This window comes from Providencia rustigianii DSM 4541, assembly GCF_000156395.1.
Taxonomy (GTDB): domain Bacteria; phylum Pseudomonadota; class Gammaproteobacteria; order Enterobacterales; family Enterobacteriaceae; genus Providencia; species Providencia rustigianii.
This window is the reverse complement of the sequence record NZ_GG703819.1, coordinates 848,149-863,643: the sequence shown is the minus strand read 5'-3', so window position 1 is coordinate 863,643 and position 15,495 is coordinate 848,149. Positions and strand designations below refer to the sequence as shown.

Sequence of the window (15,495 nt, the reverse complement as noted above, 5' to 3'; positions counted from 1 at the left end):
AATTAACTCCTTAAGCGCGTTTGACTTCAACAAGGTTAGTATGTTGCGGTGTACCTTTCGCCAGAGGGGAAGGGACATGTGAGGTCAGAGTGTTGATACAACCACCAACATCTAAGCCTTCGCTGTTCAACGCGCGCCATGCACCTTGAGGAACAGCAATCACACCTGGCAATACGCGCTCTGTCACTTTCACTTTAATTTGTAGACGCCCACGATCATTGAAGATTTCAGCAAGGTCGCCATTTTTCAAGCCACGTTGTTGAGCATCAATTGGGTTCAACCAGAATTGATGTGGGATCGCCTCACGTAGCATTGCCACGTTGTAATAAGTGGAGTGAACGTGGCCTTTATCGTGGAAGCCGGTCATTAATAAAGTATGTTTTTGTTGCGCATTTTGCGCCTCAACACCTTCTTTGTTCACACAATATTCAGGAATTGCAGGGATACGCTGACCTTCTGGGAGTTCCCAGTTTTTAACGCGTTCAACCAGTTGTTCAGAATAGATCTCAATTTTTCCTGATGGTGTTTTCAATGGATTAGTCGCAGGGTCATCACGGAAATTTTTCAATGCTACATTTTCTGCGCTATTGAGGAATTTACGGTCAATAATACCCGCGCCATCGGTTTCACTAAATTCAGGCAGATGAGGCATTTTCTCTCGAGTCTTGTTATAGCAGAACTCAATCCATTCAGCGTAAGTGCGACCTTCAGTAAATTGGTCTTTGACACCCATTTTTTCAGCAATTTCAGCTAATACATCATAATTAGGGCGGTTTTCCCATAATGGGTCGATAGCATTTTGCAGACGAACCAGATAGTGATAAGCCCCACTTGCGTAAGAGTTATTGATTAAGTCATTAGTCTCAACGGTAGTCCATCGGGTAACAATAGATCGGCGTATTTTGCTGACGGGGTATCGTGGTTATCCCAAACGAGGATAAATTCACATTTAGATTCATCCGCAAGAATTTCATGGGTTTTATTTAAGTCACCGTGTTGGTTACCAATTACGTTACTGGAGTAGCACCACATAAATTTAATGTCGTTATTCAGCTTATCGACACCCTTAATGCCTCCATTTTCTGCAGTGAGTTCTTTACCGCGAACAATGGCTTCTGACCACATATAGGTTGGGATCAGGGCTTTAACTGGGTTTGGCAAACCAAATCCAGCTACAGGATAAGCAAAGCTGTTACCCCATAAACCAGTATTGGTACCTGAGCGACCGATATTGCCAGACATAATCGGGAGCATCATGATAGAACGGCAAGCTTGCTCACCATTTTCGGTACGTTGTAAGCCCCAGCCTTGTGAGATCCAAGCGTGCTGTGCATTACCAATTTCACGAGCCAACTGAGTGATACGAGCGACGGAAATTCCGGTTAATTTACTTGCCCATTCTGGTGTTTTTGCAATACCGTCAGGACCGTTACCTAAAATGTAATCTTTGTAAGATGCATTACGCGGTGCGGATGCTGGCAGTGTTGATTCATCCCAGCCTACACAATAGTTTTTCAGGAATTCTTCGTCAGTTAAGCCTTCTTGGATCATCACATAACCCAGAGCAGCAACTAATGCAGCATCGGTACCTGGATAGATAGGGATCCATTCGGCACCAAGGGTGGTTACGCTATCGGTACGACGAGGATCAATGATAATAACTTTGGCTTTGCTCTTTTCAAGGGCATTGAGGGTTTCATAGAATTGTCCCCCTCCAGACATACGAGTTTCCGCTAAGTTATGACCAAACATCACAACTAAATCGGAATTTTGAATCTCAGATAAGTAAGATTCTTCAACGCTACCATATACATATGGTGTAATTTCCATTAGCTGAGCATAAGAATATGTTCCATAGTCACCTAAGAATCCACCCGTTAAACTCAGTAGACGTTTACACGCTGCACGACCATGTAAGTTTGCGCCTGTAGAACCTGAACCATATTGGTAGTAAATTGCATCATTACCATATTTATCAATAGTATATTTCAACTTTTCAGCAATGATAGTCGTTGCTTCATCCCAACTGATTTTTTTGAACTTACCTTCACCACGCTTACCAACACGTACCATTGGGTATTTTAAGCGATCGGGATTGTATGTTTTCCAGCGAACCGAACGGCCACGTAGACAAGGGCGAATTTGGTGTTCGCCAAGGGTTGAGTCGTCATACATCGTTTCATTCGAGATACGGCTGATGACGCCATCTTTTACGTGAACTTTAAGTGGACAGCGGCTACCACAGTTAACTAAGCATGCGCTATAACTGATTTTTTCGCTGACTTCATCTGGCATGATGGTTGGTGTTTTTGCTTGAGCAGCAAAAGGCAGAGTGATTGAGCCTGCGACCGCTGCTGCACCAGCGACGGTTGCGGAGGTTTGTATAAACTCCCTCCTGCTCAGTTCTGCGAATTTAGGTGTTATTTTATTTTTATGCATCGACATTGCCTATATGTAAAAAACGTATTAGGTGTATGCCTATATGTTAGAAAAAATAGCCCATTGCTAACATGATATACATCAACAATAACCATGATAAAAGCATGGTAAATGTTTTTATTTATTTAATTTTTAAGGACTTTTTCTGATTAGGAGATAGTTTTAGTTCTGTTTTGGTTATCAATCGTTATATTATTTTATATATAACCATAAAGTGGTATAGGGAGTATAAGAGGGGTTTCCCCCTCTAAAGGTCATGGAACAGCATTAGAATTATTAAGCAGGATTTATAAGTTGCATCTAATTAGCTATTTAACTGTTGAATGGCCTATTAATCGAACATCATTTCCGGTAGGTGACTGATGAACGTGTAAATTGAACTGAGGCAATATAGAGAATATATGATCAAAAATATCCGATTGAATGCGCTCATATTCTAGCCATACGGTAGTATTGGTAAAGGCGTAAATCTCGATTGGAATACCATTGGAATCAGATTCTAGCTGCCTAACCATGATCGTCATTCCTTTATGGATATTAGGATGAGAACGTAAGTAGGCTTCTATATAAGCGCGAAATGTACCAATATTGGTCAAACGTCGCTGATTTAATGGAACCGCTTTATCTTCGGGTAATGAATTATTATATGATTGAATTTCAGAGATTTTTTTATCTATATAAGGTTCAAGCAAGTTTGCTTTCTCTAGATAGGCAATTTCATCTGATTGCAAAAAATGGATACTGTTGGCGTCTATACGCAGGCTTCGTTTGATTCTACGCCCACCAGATTCCGTCATCCCTTTCCAGTTTTTAAAAGAGTCAGAAATTAGAGCGTAGGTTGGGATTGTCGTCACGGTATTGTCCCAATTTCGGACTTTCACCGTAGTCAATCCAATGTCAATCACTGCTCCATCAGCACCATATTTCGGCATTTCTAGCCAATCGCCGATGTTGACCATATTGTTTGCTGATAATTGGATACCAGCAACGAGTCCCATAATTGGGTCTTTAAATACTAACATCATGACCGCAGTCATTGCCCCTAAGCCACTCAGAATGATCAGTGGTGATTTACCAATGAGTAGCGCAATGATCATTATTGAGATCAGTAGGGTGGCGATTAATTTGATACTTTGGAAAATCCCTCTCAAGGGCAGGTGAGCTGTTTTCGCTGCGCGTTGTAGTACTTCCAGTACGATATCTAGGATCGAATAAATGGCAAGCAAACCAAATAACAAGCACCACGCTTGGGAAGCTACATTAAGAACAATTTGTGGCGTCGAGCCTGATTGTAGCCACAGTGTCGATTGAATATTAACCACAACACCTTGAATAATAAAGGCAATACGATTGAATAAATTATGTTGTGTTAGTTGATGCTGCCAGCCGGATCCCAGTTTTTTCCCTCTTTTTTCAAGGGTAGGTAAAAGTATTTTATGTAGAATCAGGTGTAAGACGAGGGCAACAATGAGAATCAACCCAAGAACCATCAGTAGTGAAGCGAGGTTGGCATAGTCTTGATTAAACTGGTGTACCCAGTTGAGCAGTTGCTGCTGCATAGGTTCTCCTTTTTGGTTCAGAACATCCATAAATGACAATCTAGTATAGGGAAATATGTGTCAGATTTGTGAAAAATCATGAATATTTACATAAGATTACGGAAAATGGCGGTTAATCTGATTGATGCTCTATAATTTGAGGAATACTCTCAGACGATCATGATTACGAGGAAATACTGATGAAAAAGCCTACAAGAAATAGGTGCCTACCACTTGTTCTTATTTTGGTATTCATGGGGATATCCCCACTTGCGTTCTCCGATCCGAATGGTAACAACGGGCATGGAAACGGTAACAAACATAATAAAGAATTTAAAGGCAACAACGGCCAAAAGAATAAAGACGATGACCATTATAAAATGAAGCAATGGAATAATGATAATTCGAGTATTCAAGGAACTTTGCGTATTGCTCCAAATATCAGTTTTAGTGTGAGTTTTGGGGAGGTGAGGCCACTAGCTATTGAATATGGTCTTACAGGCTATAAAGGATTGCCGCCGGGTATTGCAAAACAAGTAAGAAGAGGAAAACCATTACCGCCAGGAATTGCGAAAAAAATATTGCCATCGAAATTCATACATCAATTACCAGCCTATGCAGGCTATGAATGGAAAATGAGTGGAAAGGATTTAATTTTGGTTGCAATTGGCACAGCGGTTATTGCTGAAATTATTGAGAATGTTTTTGAATAAAAAAACGGCCTTTAATAAGGCCGTTAGCAAAATTTTGCAAATACTAGAATGAGGTAAATAAAAGTTTGATTGACTATGATTTAACGCAAATTACATAAAACGTTTAGATAACAATTCAACAACTTCTTGCAGGTTAACGAAAAATTCTTTGATGCTGTTCATATTAGCTCCGAATGTTAATGTGTGATCTTGATCACGTAGGAGCATTCTAATTTTTTATTGACCAAAGTCAATAATCGATTAAAAAATATTTTAAACATTAAACTTATTTGTAGCCTAATGAGTGTAAAAAGTTATTTACAACCTTAGGTATATTGCGGACTATTTTGTTTGCATAAATTCTTTAGTTGATGAAATTATTGATAAACTAGTGAGTTCTAACATACTTTGGTCATGTAATTCAGGGGTTGCGGCTGCACAGAGATCTTCTAATACATGACAAAAATAGCCGAGGTCGTGGGCTTGTCTTACACTACTCTGAATTGCCATCACAGAACTCACTCCACCAAAATAGAGATGGGTGATGTCATTATCATGTAGCCATTGATGAAGCTTATTCCCAGCAAAAGCAGAAACACCTTTTTTAATCATCACTCGGTCATGCATATGAACTTCTAGCTCATCAACCCAGCTGCAACCGTGCCCACTTAATTTAAGGGCGCCGACTTGTTTCGCGTGTTGAAATAGGGGGGAGCCAGTGGGAATATCTTGATAGTTATCGCTAAAACCGACTTTGACCCAAATGACGGGAATACCTTGATTACGTGCATAACTCGCTGCTTGGTTTGCTTTTTCTATAATTTTTCGCGAGTTAGTTTGTAGATAGCTACTGTTGGATAATCCATTTTTACCAACAATATCGTTAATAAGATCGATGATAATTAGCGCTTTTGACATTATTGCCCCTTCAATGGCTAAGTAAATAAACGTAAAGTGGCATTGTAGTGGTTATTCGTAGGGAGGGATGTTAACTCAATAGCATTATTCTATTTAAGGTACATCAATGATAAAGCCGATCCCTTTATTATCTAGCCCCTCAGTCACTTTTAATGTTGCCCCAATTTTGGATGCAAGATTTTGTGCAATAGATAATCCTAAACCACTACCCATTTCTAATGTTCCAGGAACACGATAAAAGCGAGAAAATAGATGCTCTCGTTCTTCATCAGGGATCCCGCGACCATTATCTTGAATCGTAATTGTTGCACCAAATGGGCTCAGATTTTTTATCGTCACTTTAATCTTTGCTTTTTCAGGGCAATATTTGATCGCATTTTCAATTAGGCTAGTAAAAACGTTACTTAGCGCCAATTTATCGGTAGTCACGTCAAACGCATCAGGGCTTTGTAACTCGACATCGATATCTTTACTTAATGCATAAGGAATATGTGAAGAAATCAGATGGCTAATTAGCGTCGGCAAATCAATTTTTTCTTTGCGAATGGTGAAGTCTTCAGCTTCTAATCTGGCGAGATCGATTAATTGATGGGATACCGAAGCGGCGCGATTGAGCGTTTCTTTCATGTCATTAATGATTTCAGCTTTTTCTTTTGGATTATCAATATTCATTAACAAATGTAGTTGCGCCGTGACTGCGGCAATAGGGGTTCGTAGTTCATGAGCTGCATCAGCCATAAAACGTTTTTCTCGTTGATTTGCCTCGTCTACGCGGGCCATTAATTTATTAATTGCTGAAATAATCGGGCGAGTTTCTTTATACATATCTTTAGTATCAATCGGGGCTAAATTTCCCGGCTGACGCGAAGAAATAATAGTCGCAATTTTTTTGATTGGACGAATACTGAAATATGCAGTAATTAAAATTGCGATTAACATAATCCCCAGAATAAAGGCTAAAGGGATAGCGGTTCCCTCCGCAGGGTTACCTATCAATTTTCTGCGCTCAAGATAAGACTCTGCGATGACGACTTCTAATTTATGTTTATCGTCCCAAGCGGAAGTAAAATGCCAATCCTTGTATAGATTGGTCAAGTCCTTGACTGATTTTAAGGAGGGGTCGGCAATCTTTTCACTGTTGCGGTATAGCACATGACCTTGCTTATCTCTGACGACCATAAAAGGTTTATAGCTAGTATCCAAGCCATTTTCCATGGCATCGGTATACATTTTTTGCAAGGTAGCGGCTAACGTATCAAAATATTCCTGATTGTCTGAAACGGTTCCGAGAGTTTGCGCTATACCTTGGGTAACAATTTGCTGTTGCTGATTGAAATCATCATCATCAACAATATCGGGAAGATAAAAAAACTGTAGCCAGCCAATTAGAAGCAGCCATAGTAAAATGACAGAGCCAATTTGGATCCCAAAGGTATAAACAAGGAACGATTTAATTTTCACTAGGTTGAGCTTCTTTTTTCAATAAATAGCCGATACCCCGGATAGTAACAATTCAGTCTTTACCAATTTTACGGCGCAAGTTATGAATGTGAACTTCAAGTGAATTACTTTCTACATCATCAAGTCCAAACAAGCGCTGTTCTAAATCGGCTTTACGGACTACATTATCTGAGTTTTTTATTAATTCGAAGAGTAATAAATATTCTTTGCCTGACAGCAACAGTAGCTGGTCATTCAAAGTCACTTGATGATTCAGCGGATTTAATTGCAGATTATCTAATTGCCATATTTCAGAGGAAAACCCAGCCATCCGACGACTAATCGCTTTGACTCGTGAGATGAGTTCAGGCATTTCAAATGGTTTAGTTAAAAAATCATCGGCTCCGGAATCTAAGCTGGCAACTAAATTGTCCATTTTATTGCGGGCAGTCAGAATGATAATCGGTATTGATTCACCGGCTTGGCGCCATGCGATTAATTCATTGTGGCCATCTCCATCTGGTAAACCTAAATCCAGTAGCATGAGATCAAAATTGCGAGTGGTTAATTGCTGTTTTGCATCAGCTAATAGCCTAACCCAACAAGGGTTAAAACCCGCTAATTCAAGTCCTCGACACAACGCTTTTCCAAGTTGAAGATCATCTTCGACCAATAAAATATTCATATTTGTTACCTCTGGTACGGAGTATAAGCAGACAGCTTTATCCCAGCAACCACCATATTTGACATCTTAAGTATCCCTTAAGGTTGGTTTAACTAAATTTTAAGGTACTAAAAATATAAATGACTAATATGCTCTCACGCTCTAAAAGAGAGAGAATTGAAAATGAAGAAAGCATTTATTGAAGTACCATTATTTTTTGTGATTATTTTTATTGCAGTTACTCTTATGGGTACAAATTTGAGTAAGCCACAGATTAAAATTGGTAATTTAACATTTAATGAAATGTCTATTTGTACGGATACCAATAAGTGCAAATTGAATGACCATGTATTAGTATCTAATAATGATGGGGTTAATCTGGTAAAAGAGATTAGATCTTTTTTACGAAAAAAACTCTATTAAGGATAAGTTGGTCGATGAGAGCTAGATTAGATTGGAAGGTTAAAACGTTAATTCGGAATAATAAATATAAAAAATCAGGAAAAAGAATGCGATATCTTTAAGATAAGCCATTCCTTTTCCTCTATTCAGATATTAATTTTCTATGTTTTCTTCGGGGAGCCAGCCGTCATCCATCCAGATTTCTTCGAGAATTTCTTGGATGCGAACCTTATCTTCTGCGATTTTAGTACCAGAAATATTGACCGCTTGTTGGGAACTAAAACCAACACGCGTGACGATATCAGGATATTGAGATTGTAGTTTGCGCAAAATCTCAGACTCTAAAGCCTGTAGAACCTGATTACTTGGTTTCTGTGCTGCATTTTTGTCAAATAATACTTCGATACGTAACATAATAGCCTCTACTAAAGACTGTATTGATATACAGTATTTTTAAATGGATATTGGGTAATTGTCAATATCCATCCAATAATATTTTTACTCTTTCTGCGGAGGTTAAATGAATTTAGAAGAAGCTGGCGGAGATATTAATGCATAATCCGAGGATCGCCATATTAAAAATAAACGAAATAATAGATTGCAGTAATACGGCTCTGCGCATTGGTGTAGAGGCGACCTCCACATCCGCGGTCTGAGAAGCAACAGCAATCGTAAATGAAAAATACAGAAAATCTGAATAGCTTGGCTCACTAATTTTATCGGGAAAATTCAGCCAAGGTTTTTCATTTTCAACATTGCTGTAATAGAGGTGGGCATAATGCATGGTAAACCCCATTGGTAAAAGCAGCCATGAGGAAATGAGTGTCGACGCGGTTAGAATATAAGAGTAAATTTTATCTGCTTTTGGGATATCACTATGACCACCAAGGGCAAAAAATAGAGCCAATAAGCTAACACAGCAACCGGACATCAAGAAGAATATGACCATCCGTGCGCTTTCATCTTCGACTTTGGTGAGTCTACGAATATCTTTGACGTTATGACTAATTATTCGTTGAAATAGAAAGAGCAAATAGGACCAAGCAAACACATTCCAACTAATGATGAGATTGATGATCAAATTTTGGTCATTAAATAACGCAAAAAAGGTAATAAATGCCGCGATTAATGACACTAAAAATCGCGGTCGAGAATGAAATGCATGACGTAACCAGCGTGTGATACGAGCAGCATAACGAAGCATGAGATATTCCTTGAAAATAAACATATATTCTTAATATAAAACGAGTATATCACCGATAGAAATGAAGCTCTAATTATCGGATTTCAAGGAATAAGAGAATCACTTTTCATCTTGTTTCATTAACGCATAGCGATTGAGTAGCTGTTTAAAGTGATTGTCAATACGCTGATATTCAGATTCTGGGACGTTACCTTGAGTTTGCAGCTGTTCTAAGCGGCGTAACTCTTCTTCCAGAGGAATAGCTTGGTTAAAATTTTGTCGAGCATTGAATATAACAGTCTTTAATTCAGAGCCTGTTATATAACTGCGAGGTTTTCCATCTAAGCTATCTAAACGGACACTGAGCTGATTAAGCTGTTCCATCCCTTTTGACCACTGTTGCAGTTTGTCATTCGAAAGCGAATTGATCTGCATTTTCTGACGCCATTTATCATTAAAACTACTGACTTCCTGATGTTCACCATACTGTTTAGTTAAGTAATTCACCATATTGAGCCCGTATTGCTGGGACCAAATTGGGGATACTGACTCTAGCTCGCCAAGATAATTATCAATAAAACTCAGATTTTCCGAAGAAAAACTATTGGGTTGGGATGGATTGGGTTGTAATTGCTGTCCGAGTAAGAGTTCAATATTCGATGTAAACTCAGGAAGTTGAGGGAGCGCTTGTGTTAAGGCGTGATTGCTAATTTTTGGATGGAGTATATAAAGCGTACCGGCACAAATAGCGCCTGTGACGACAATCCCCCATACCAGCCCCACACCAAAACCTTTACGGTAAGAGGGCTTAGGTTGCGGTGGTGTACTGATGGTGGCATTGGCTTTGATTGATATCGGTATAGCGGCAGTATTTGCATGAAACGTTGAGGGTGCGGTTTTAGGGATATGCAAGGGGGTTGATGGGATAAAACCACTGGTTGGGGCATCGGTACTTTCTAGTTGGCGTGATTGCGTTGTCAGCAAGTTTTGTAGTCGATCGAGCTGCGTGAGATGTTTTAATTCCAATGTTTGTAGCTGTTGTCCTATTTGTTCTAATGTTTTCTCAGCTTGATAAAGTGAGGAAAGATCAGCGTAAACAGGGGAATAGCTACGTAATCCCGTGATCAATTGTTGACTCAGAGTGGATAATATTTCAACGCGGGCATGGGTTTGCTGAGGCCATAGCCCTTGCCAGTATCGATTGAGTAAATGTTGGAGCAGAGATAGACCTTCATTTAATCCCACAATTCCTGCCTGATGCTGGCGGATCAGTGTAAACCATGCACAGGTTTGTAAGTCGGCCCCATTTTGATTGAATAATGATAGGCATAGTCCATGGGCACGAGCCCAGTCAATATCAGGGCGTGCTGGATGAAAGCGCTTATTTAACTCTTCTTTTAGTGCAGCAAAGTCCGCATATGTCCGAGGGTCGCCACCAAGTCGTAATGTATTTAAATCTGGATTCATAATTGTCTCAAATCGAAGAAAAGGAGGTGTATTGATGAAATATTAAAGATGATCGAATTGTTTTTTCAGATGGTGCAATAAAATATGCCCATCGGCAAGAGGAGGGCCTGTAAAGCTGGCTGTGCGTAATGCGGTTAATAAAGGCATAGTACGATTTCCTATCGACGCTAATCCAAGAAGATTTTTTCAGGTAGAACAAAATTGCGCAGTTTTAATAGCGCCAGCGGGCCTTGCCCCATTTCTGTACGAAGTTGGTAATTCAGCGAATAACCTTCTTTTGTGTTCCATGTCACGGTATAGCTGCTGGTGCTGCCCGCATAAGGGGCAATATTGGCGGTTTCGAGTAAACGGATCAAGCCCCAGACACCACGATGATCTCCGTACAATTTGGTGCCTGATGAGGTGGTCATCCACGTTAAGGATGCACCAGACGCCACCGTATCGGCTGGCCAAACAAAACGTTGCCATTCCGGGAATTGGTTATCGTAAGTGAGATTTTGTTTATCGATCACCAATATCGTTTGCATGATGTTTTTACTGGTGCCTGGCCGCATTTCAAAATACAGGCGCGCTTCGCCATTAGCAAAAGCGACGTCACCCAATTCCGTGAGCGTATTCAGGGCATTTAAAAACGCAGGATTAAATCGCAGGCTTTGGGCATTCGTTGAATTAGGCACCCAGCGGTTACCTTCTTTGCGTAAAACCCCTTGTAAACGGGTTTCGAGAAAACGTTGAATGCGTCCATTATCGGGTTTGAGATATTGTGCCATCAACGGTAAAGAGATATCACTTTGGGTGTCTTTCAATGGGTAACGCCCCCCGAATGCGCTATTCCATTCATTGACAATGGAATTTTGCCATTCACTATTAATGCCTTGGGCGGTTGGGGTCAAAAGCTGTTGCCACGCTTGAGTCATCGGTTCGACTAACAGGGCCTCACCAAAGCTTTGCCACTCTTGACCAAAGCTAGCCGCAATCAGGCTTCCCATATCTTTTGTTTCTGAAAAATCGACACTTTTTCCTTCCAAAATACTGTGAGCAAGGGCTTGAGACATGGCTTGCGGATCGGGTGCATTCACCACTTGCTGAAGTTTTAAGCGTACCCGAGTTATGCGGGTGAGATAGGCTTGTAGACTGAGGTTATCACTGGTTTGTGTGGTGGCTTGCGGATCTACAAAATTCAGAACAGGGGCGAAGGTCTCTTCAAGGGGACCTGTAAATTCTGCTTTTTGGCTGATCATGGGTTTTTGGTCTTTGTTGAGTAGGTCTTTGGCTGAGTTCATAAAGGAGTCGGTGAGCTTTTCTTGCTGGCGCCCAGTTTTCCCTTGATAAGCTATCGTATTCATTAATGCGATAATAGGGGATTGACGCACATCGCTCATCAAGGATAGCTGGTCAATGGTATCCGATAAACTTTCGGTTTGGCGCCACTGTAAGCTGTTGAGGAAGTTAAGCCAGCTATCGGAGAAATCAGCAAAATAACGGTCAGTTAATTGTTGCTTCAAGGCTTCAGGGGAGATGTCCTCGCTGAGGTCATGCTGGTTATCGCTCAATACCCAATCAATTTCATTACGGCGGGATTCCACCACTTTTTTAATGGCAGGTTGAATAGATTCTTCCCACGCTTTGCGGGTAAAAGTTCCAGAGACAAACTCATCGGTGGTAAATAAAAAGCTGGCATCGGTATCGCCCGTCATGTCATCCAAGGTCATATCTGGGAACTGATGCTGCGCTTGCAGTAACACGTCTTGATACAGTGTGGCACTTTCACTGCGCTGCCCAATTTGTCGGGTTAACAGAGTACGGCTTTGATTAATCAGGTTATTGTTGGTAGTTAATTGCCATTCAGGGTGCTTCGGTAGCTGCTGGGCATAGAACATGAGTAATTCTTTACCGAGGGTTTGCCATTCGCCTTCGTTCATTCCTTGCGGAACGGGGAGGGTCGTGAGCACGCTGTCAGTAAAGAAGGTGGGCTCCATACGCTCTGGCGCGGTCATCATTAAATAGGTTTTTAGGCTTTGATACGCCCCTTGGGTGGCTTGACGACGGTCATCACTGTTAGGGGAAAGCTGGGCATAGGCTTGTAGCTGCTGAGCCAGTTGTTGAGCGATGGAATCACGCAAAGGCGGTAATACCGTTTCTTGGTACAGTGGCCATAAATGGGCTAATAGTGGCTGATTACTGTTTAGCCCAAAATGGAGCCAGAAAGGTACAGAAGTTTGTTCGCGATGATTGAGTAAACCTAGGGTTTGCTGAAAATCATACTGGGCTTTGAGGCGTTCAGTTTCCGGTAATTGGCTGTTAGCGGCGACGCTCGCACTTTGGTAGCTCTCTTCGATGAGCTGGCGATTGGCGAAGTAAGAGACAATCATCCCTGCGCCCCACAAGGTCATGGCGGTGGCGGCACCGTATTGAACGAGGCGTTTTTTGTCAAAGCCTAACGCGGCAGGCTGTAAACCGGATGCCAGTTCAGATTGCACATTCAACCAGCTTTTCCAGCGGGTATCGGGGTGCCAACTATTGGGCAAACGTTGCTGATTTAACGGATTAATCGACGGGCTAAATGTAATGCCAGAGAAAGGCAGGGTACGTAATTGGGTATTGAGTGGTGCTAATGCGGTTGCAAGCTGTTGGCTGCCCCCGTTTTGTAAAAATTGGGCCAGAGCCAGTAGATAGGTGTGTTTCTGTTCGCGCAGTAACGCTTGAGTTCCGTTGATCACGAGCGCGGGGATCAGGCTTAATAAGCTCGGTGATAGCGCCTCGGCGGGCATATTTTGCTCTGTCATGCAGAGGATAGAGGGCGTTTCGACAGCGCTGAGGGATTGTTGGTCACTGACACTCCAAACCCAAACAGGCGCACGCCAACCTAATTCTTGGAAGAGGTTTTGGATGGCACGCCCGGCATTGTGGGCTGTTGCGGTATTGAGGTTAGTGAACGTGACGTTGTTGTCTAAAAGCTGGGACGAAATGCTATTTTCAGTTACCCAAATCACGCCATCGAGCGGACGGCGTCGGCGCAATTGCTTGAGGGTCTCCAGCCGTTCGGCATCCATCGAACTGCCGATATCGCCACCGTAGATGAGTAGGGTGCCATCACACTCTTGCCAGATTTCTTGGGTCAGACTCGGGGCGAGTTTTTCGACGGCGGAATGGGAGCCAAGGAGGAGCTGAATGGAGACTTTGGCATGCCAGAACGTGCCGTATTGGGATTTTAGGATGTTTTGGATTTCTGGTAGTAATACATTATCCGTATCATTATGATTTTTAATGACGTTATTTGTTTTTTCCTTTGTGCCACTATAAGCTTGTTTTCCAATCCAGCGGCTAACAGTAAAAACAACAATAGAAGCTAAACCAATAAAACCAGTTACCCATACGAGGGTATTCAAAGCATTATATTGTTTTTCCGAGTTTGGCTGAATTTCTAATATTTCTGGTGAGAAATAAAGAACTAAGCCAAGGGTTATAGCTATGCAGAATAACACTAATAGAATAACCCATGGTTTTTCTAAACTCTTTAGTGTAGAGAGTAAATAAGATTTCATATCTTGGCTCCAGATACGATGAAAATAAAGTAATTAATGTGTTTCAATGTAATGAAGTATTAAATTCCGATTGGCGGGGTAACTGTCCAAACAAATATTTCATTGTTTTGGCGTGTAATCGCAAGTTGGGCAGCTTCGGTTTTTATTAAACATGAGGTACTAATATAAAGGTTAACCCAAGGTGAGACGTGCTGAGTACAGCCAATAATATTATCAATGCTATATAAAGGGATTTTTCCTCCACTCTCGGTAAATAGAACTTCTTTTCTAGTATCATCCAGATTACTGATTGAAAAAGTGTTAAGGAAAATAGACTTTACTTTAGTTATTTCGACATTCCCCCAAAGGAGGGCATTATTAATGGATTTATTTAAATCCAATGTATTGTCCTTATATTGGGATATAGACTCAGGTCGGTGAATAAAAGCGATATATTTTTTTTGCGTTTTTTTAGGTGATGATAATAAATGAGCCACACTAACCTCTGTGTATTTATCAATAGGTTGCTTAATCTGGTAAAGGTTTATAGTGAGTAAGTATTCAAAATCATCAGCTTTATCTAACCAGTTATCTATAATACTAATTGGGATATATTTTTTATAATTAATGCTGAATGGTCTTTCGAGTAATTGAGAAATTTCTTGATTAATTTGTTTAGTATCATTTTCACTTAGAATGATACTTTCACCAATCGAAACTAAAATATTTAATGATACATTGTCAGATAGATATTTGATTGCGGTTAGCATTGATGGCTCACTAACTAACGCTTTAATTCTATTGATAACTCTTTCTACATCTGATGCGTTGCTATCAATGAACTGAGCACAATAACTTGCTTTACCGTTGACTAGGTTAGGAGGCAAAAGAGATATTTTACTAGTAATTATTTGTGTTGATAAATCTTTGCAGTTTGTTATGTGAGGAAGAATCATGGCTTGTGCTAAAAGTGTAACTCTTCTTTGGCCTATCGATATTCTTTTATCTTTGTCTATTTGTCTTTGCGTATCCCATCCATCAGCAGCCCATTTATTAAAAAGAAAAAATATATATCTAACAGAATATAAACCTAGCCAAATTATGATGGTGAAAATGAGTAAATTAAACTCTGGTATTTTTTCTATTAACAACTGGGAAACTAAAAATCCATGTGAAATATAAATGACTAATGATAGTAAAACAAAAAAATGCCCCATCGTTTAATTGA

At 40.5% G+C, this 15,495-nt stretch carries 10 protein-coding genes and 2 pseudogenes; 2 read left to right on the top strand and 10 right to left on the bottom strand.

Annotated elements, in window-relative coordinates:
• Window positions 1–10 precede the first annotated feature (10 nt).
• Together PROVRUST_RS13860 and PROVRUST_RS13855 are read right to left on the bottom strand one after the other, a co-directional pair.
• A pseudogene (locus PROVRUST_RS13860) lies at window positions 11–2,439 on the bottom strand (DMSO/selenate family reductase complex A subunit).
• A gap of 308 nt (window positions 2,440–2,747) precedes the next feature.
• Complete coding sequence (locus PROVRUST_RS13855; RefSeq protein WP_039855338.1) at window positions 2,748–3,998, bottom strand: mechanosensitive ion channel family protein; 1,251 nt, start codon at window positions 3,996–3,998, stop codon at window positions 2,748–2,750.
• Between the two features lie 179 nt (window positions 3,999–4,177).
• On the opposite strand from PROVRUST_RS13855, the gene PROVRUST_RS13850 reads away from it, so the two are divergent.
• Complete coding sequence (locus PROVRUST_RS13850; RefSeq protein ID WP_006815489.1) at window positions 4,178–4,690, top strand: anti-virulence regulator CigR family protein; 513 nt, start codon at window positions 4,178–4,180, stop codon at window positions 4,688–4,690.
• Window positions 4,691–5,011: 321 nt separating this feature from the next.
• Here PROVRUST_RS13850 and PROVRUST_RS13845 read toward each other — a convergent pair whose 3' ends face one another.
• The 3 genes and pseudogenes from PROVRUST_RS13845 to PROVRUST_RS13835 all read right to left on the bottom strand — a co-directional run.
• Complete coding sequence (locus PROVRUST_RS13845; RefSeq protein ID WP_006815488.1) at window positions 5,012–5,587, bottom strand: cysteine hydrolase family protein; 576 nt, start codon at window positions 5,585–5,587, stop codon at window positions 5,012–5,014.
• Between the two features lie 93 nt (window positions 5,588–5,680).
• On the bottom strand, window positions 5,681–7,048 hold the full coding sequence (locus PROVRUST_RS13840; RefSeq protein ID WP_006815487.1) for a sensor histidine kinase: 1,368 nt from the start codon (window positions 7,046–7,048) through the stop codon (window positions 5,681–5,683).
• Between the two features lie 55 nt (window positions 7,049–7,103).
• Window positions 7,104–7,712 (bottom strand): annotated as a pseudogene (locus tag PROVRUST_RS13835) (response regulator); the annotation flags it as partial.
• A gap of 162 nt (window positions 7,713–7,874) precedes the next feature.
• Here PROVRUST_RS13835 and PROVRUST_RS13830 point away from each other — a divergent pair.
• The gene (locus PROVRUST_RS13830) at window positions 7,875–8,114 is read left to right on the top strand and encodes a hypothetical protein (RefSeq protein WP_006815485.1); all 240 of its coding nucleotides are present in this window, start codon (window positions 7,875–7,877) and stop codon (window positions 8,112–8,114) included.
• A gap of 132 nt (window positions 8,115–8,246) precedes the next feature.
• Here PROVRUST_RS13830 and PROVRUST_RS13825 read toward each other — a convergent pair whose 3' ends face one another.
• The 5 genes from PROVRUST_RS13825 to PROVRUST_RS13805 form a co-directional block, all read right to left on the bottom strand.
• Window positions 8,247–8,507 carry a DinI-like family protein gene (locus PROVRUST_RS13825; protein ID WP_006815484.1) on the bottom strand — a complete coding sequence of 87 codons (261 nt, stop codon included), beginning with the start codon at window positions 8,505–8,507 and terminating at the stop codon, window positions 8,247–8,249.
• A 112-nt stretch (window positions 8,508–8,619) separates the two neighbouring features.
• Window positions 8,620–9,297 carry a DUF1345 domain-containing protein gene (locus PROVRUST_RS13820; protein WP_039855335.1) on the bottom strand — a complete coding sequence of 226 codons (678 nt, stop codon included), beginning with the start codon at window positions 9,295–9,297 and terminating at the stop codon, window positions 8,620–8,622.
• A gap of 99 nt (window positions 9,298–9,396) precedes the next feature.
• Window positions 9,397–10,743 carry a VasL domain-containing protein gene (locus PROVRUST_RS13815; RefSeq protein ID WP_006815482.1) on the bottom strand — a complete coding sequence of 449 codons (1,347 nt, stop codon included), beginning with the start codon at window positions 10,741–10,743 and terminating at the stop codon, window positions 9,397–9,399.
• A 167-nt stretch (window positions 10,744–10,910) separates the two neighbouring features.
• The gene (locus PROVRUST_RS13810) at window positions 10,911–14,288 is read right to left on the bottom strand and encodes an ImcF-related family protein (protein ID WP_006815481.1); all 3,378 of its coding nucleotides are present in this window, start codon (window positions 14,286–14,288) and stop codon (window positions 10,911–10,913) included.
• Between the two features lie 59 nt (window positions 14,289–14,347).
• Window positions 14,348–15,484: a hypothetical protein gene (locus PROVRUST_RS13805; RefSeq protein ID WP_006815480.1), complete on the bottom strand. Its 1,137-nt coding sequence runs from the start codon at window positions 15,482–15,484 to the stop codon at window positions 14,348–14,350.
• Window positions 15,485–15,495 lie beyond the last annotated feature (11 nt).

Excerpts from the sequence above, each read along its gene's own strand:
- PROVRUST_RS13850 (WP_006815489.1), top strand. The coding sequence starts at position 4,178 with ATGAAAAAGCCTACAAGAAATAGGTGCCTACCACTTGTTCTTATTTTG.
- PROVRUST_RS13845 (WP_006815488.1), bottom strand. The coding sequence starts at position 5,587 with ATGTCAAAAGCGCTAATTATCATCGATCTTATTAACGATATTGTTGGT.
- PROVRUST_RS13815 (WP_006815482.1), bottom strand. The coding sequence starts at position 10,743 with ATGAATCCAGATTTAAATACATTACGACTTGGTGGCGACCCTCGGACA.
- PROVRUST_RS13825 (WP_006815484.1), bottom strand. The coding sequence starts at position 8,507 with ATGTTACGTATCGAAGTATTATTTGACAAAAATGCAGCACAGAAACCA.
- PROVRUST_RS13805 (WP_006815480.1), bottom strand. The coding sequence starts at position 15,484 with ATGGGGCATTTTTTTGTTTTACTATCATTAGTCATTTATATTTCACAT.
- PROVRUST_RS13830 (WP_006815485.1), top strand. The coding sequence starts at position 7,875 with ATGAAGAAAGCATTTATTGAAGTACCATTATTTTTTGTGATTATTTTT.
- PROVRUST_RS13855 (WP_039855338.1), bottom strand. The coding sequence starts at position 3,998 with ATGCAGCAGCAACTGCTCAACTGGGTACACCAGTTTAATCAAGACTAT.
- PROVRUST_RS13820 (WP_039855335.1), bottom strand. The coding sequence starts at position 9,297 with ATGCTTCGTTATGCTGCTCGTATCACACGCTGGTTACGTCATGCATTT.
- PROVRUST_RS13810 (WP_006815481.1), bottom strand. The coding sequence starts at position 14,288 with ATGAAATCTTATTTACTCTCTACACTAAAGAGTTTAGAAAAACCATGG.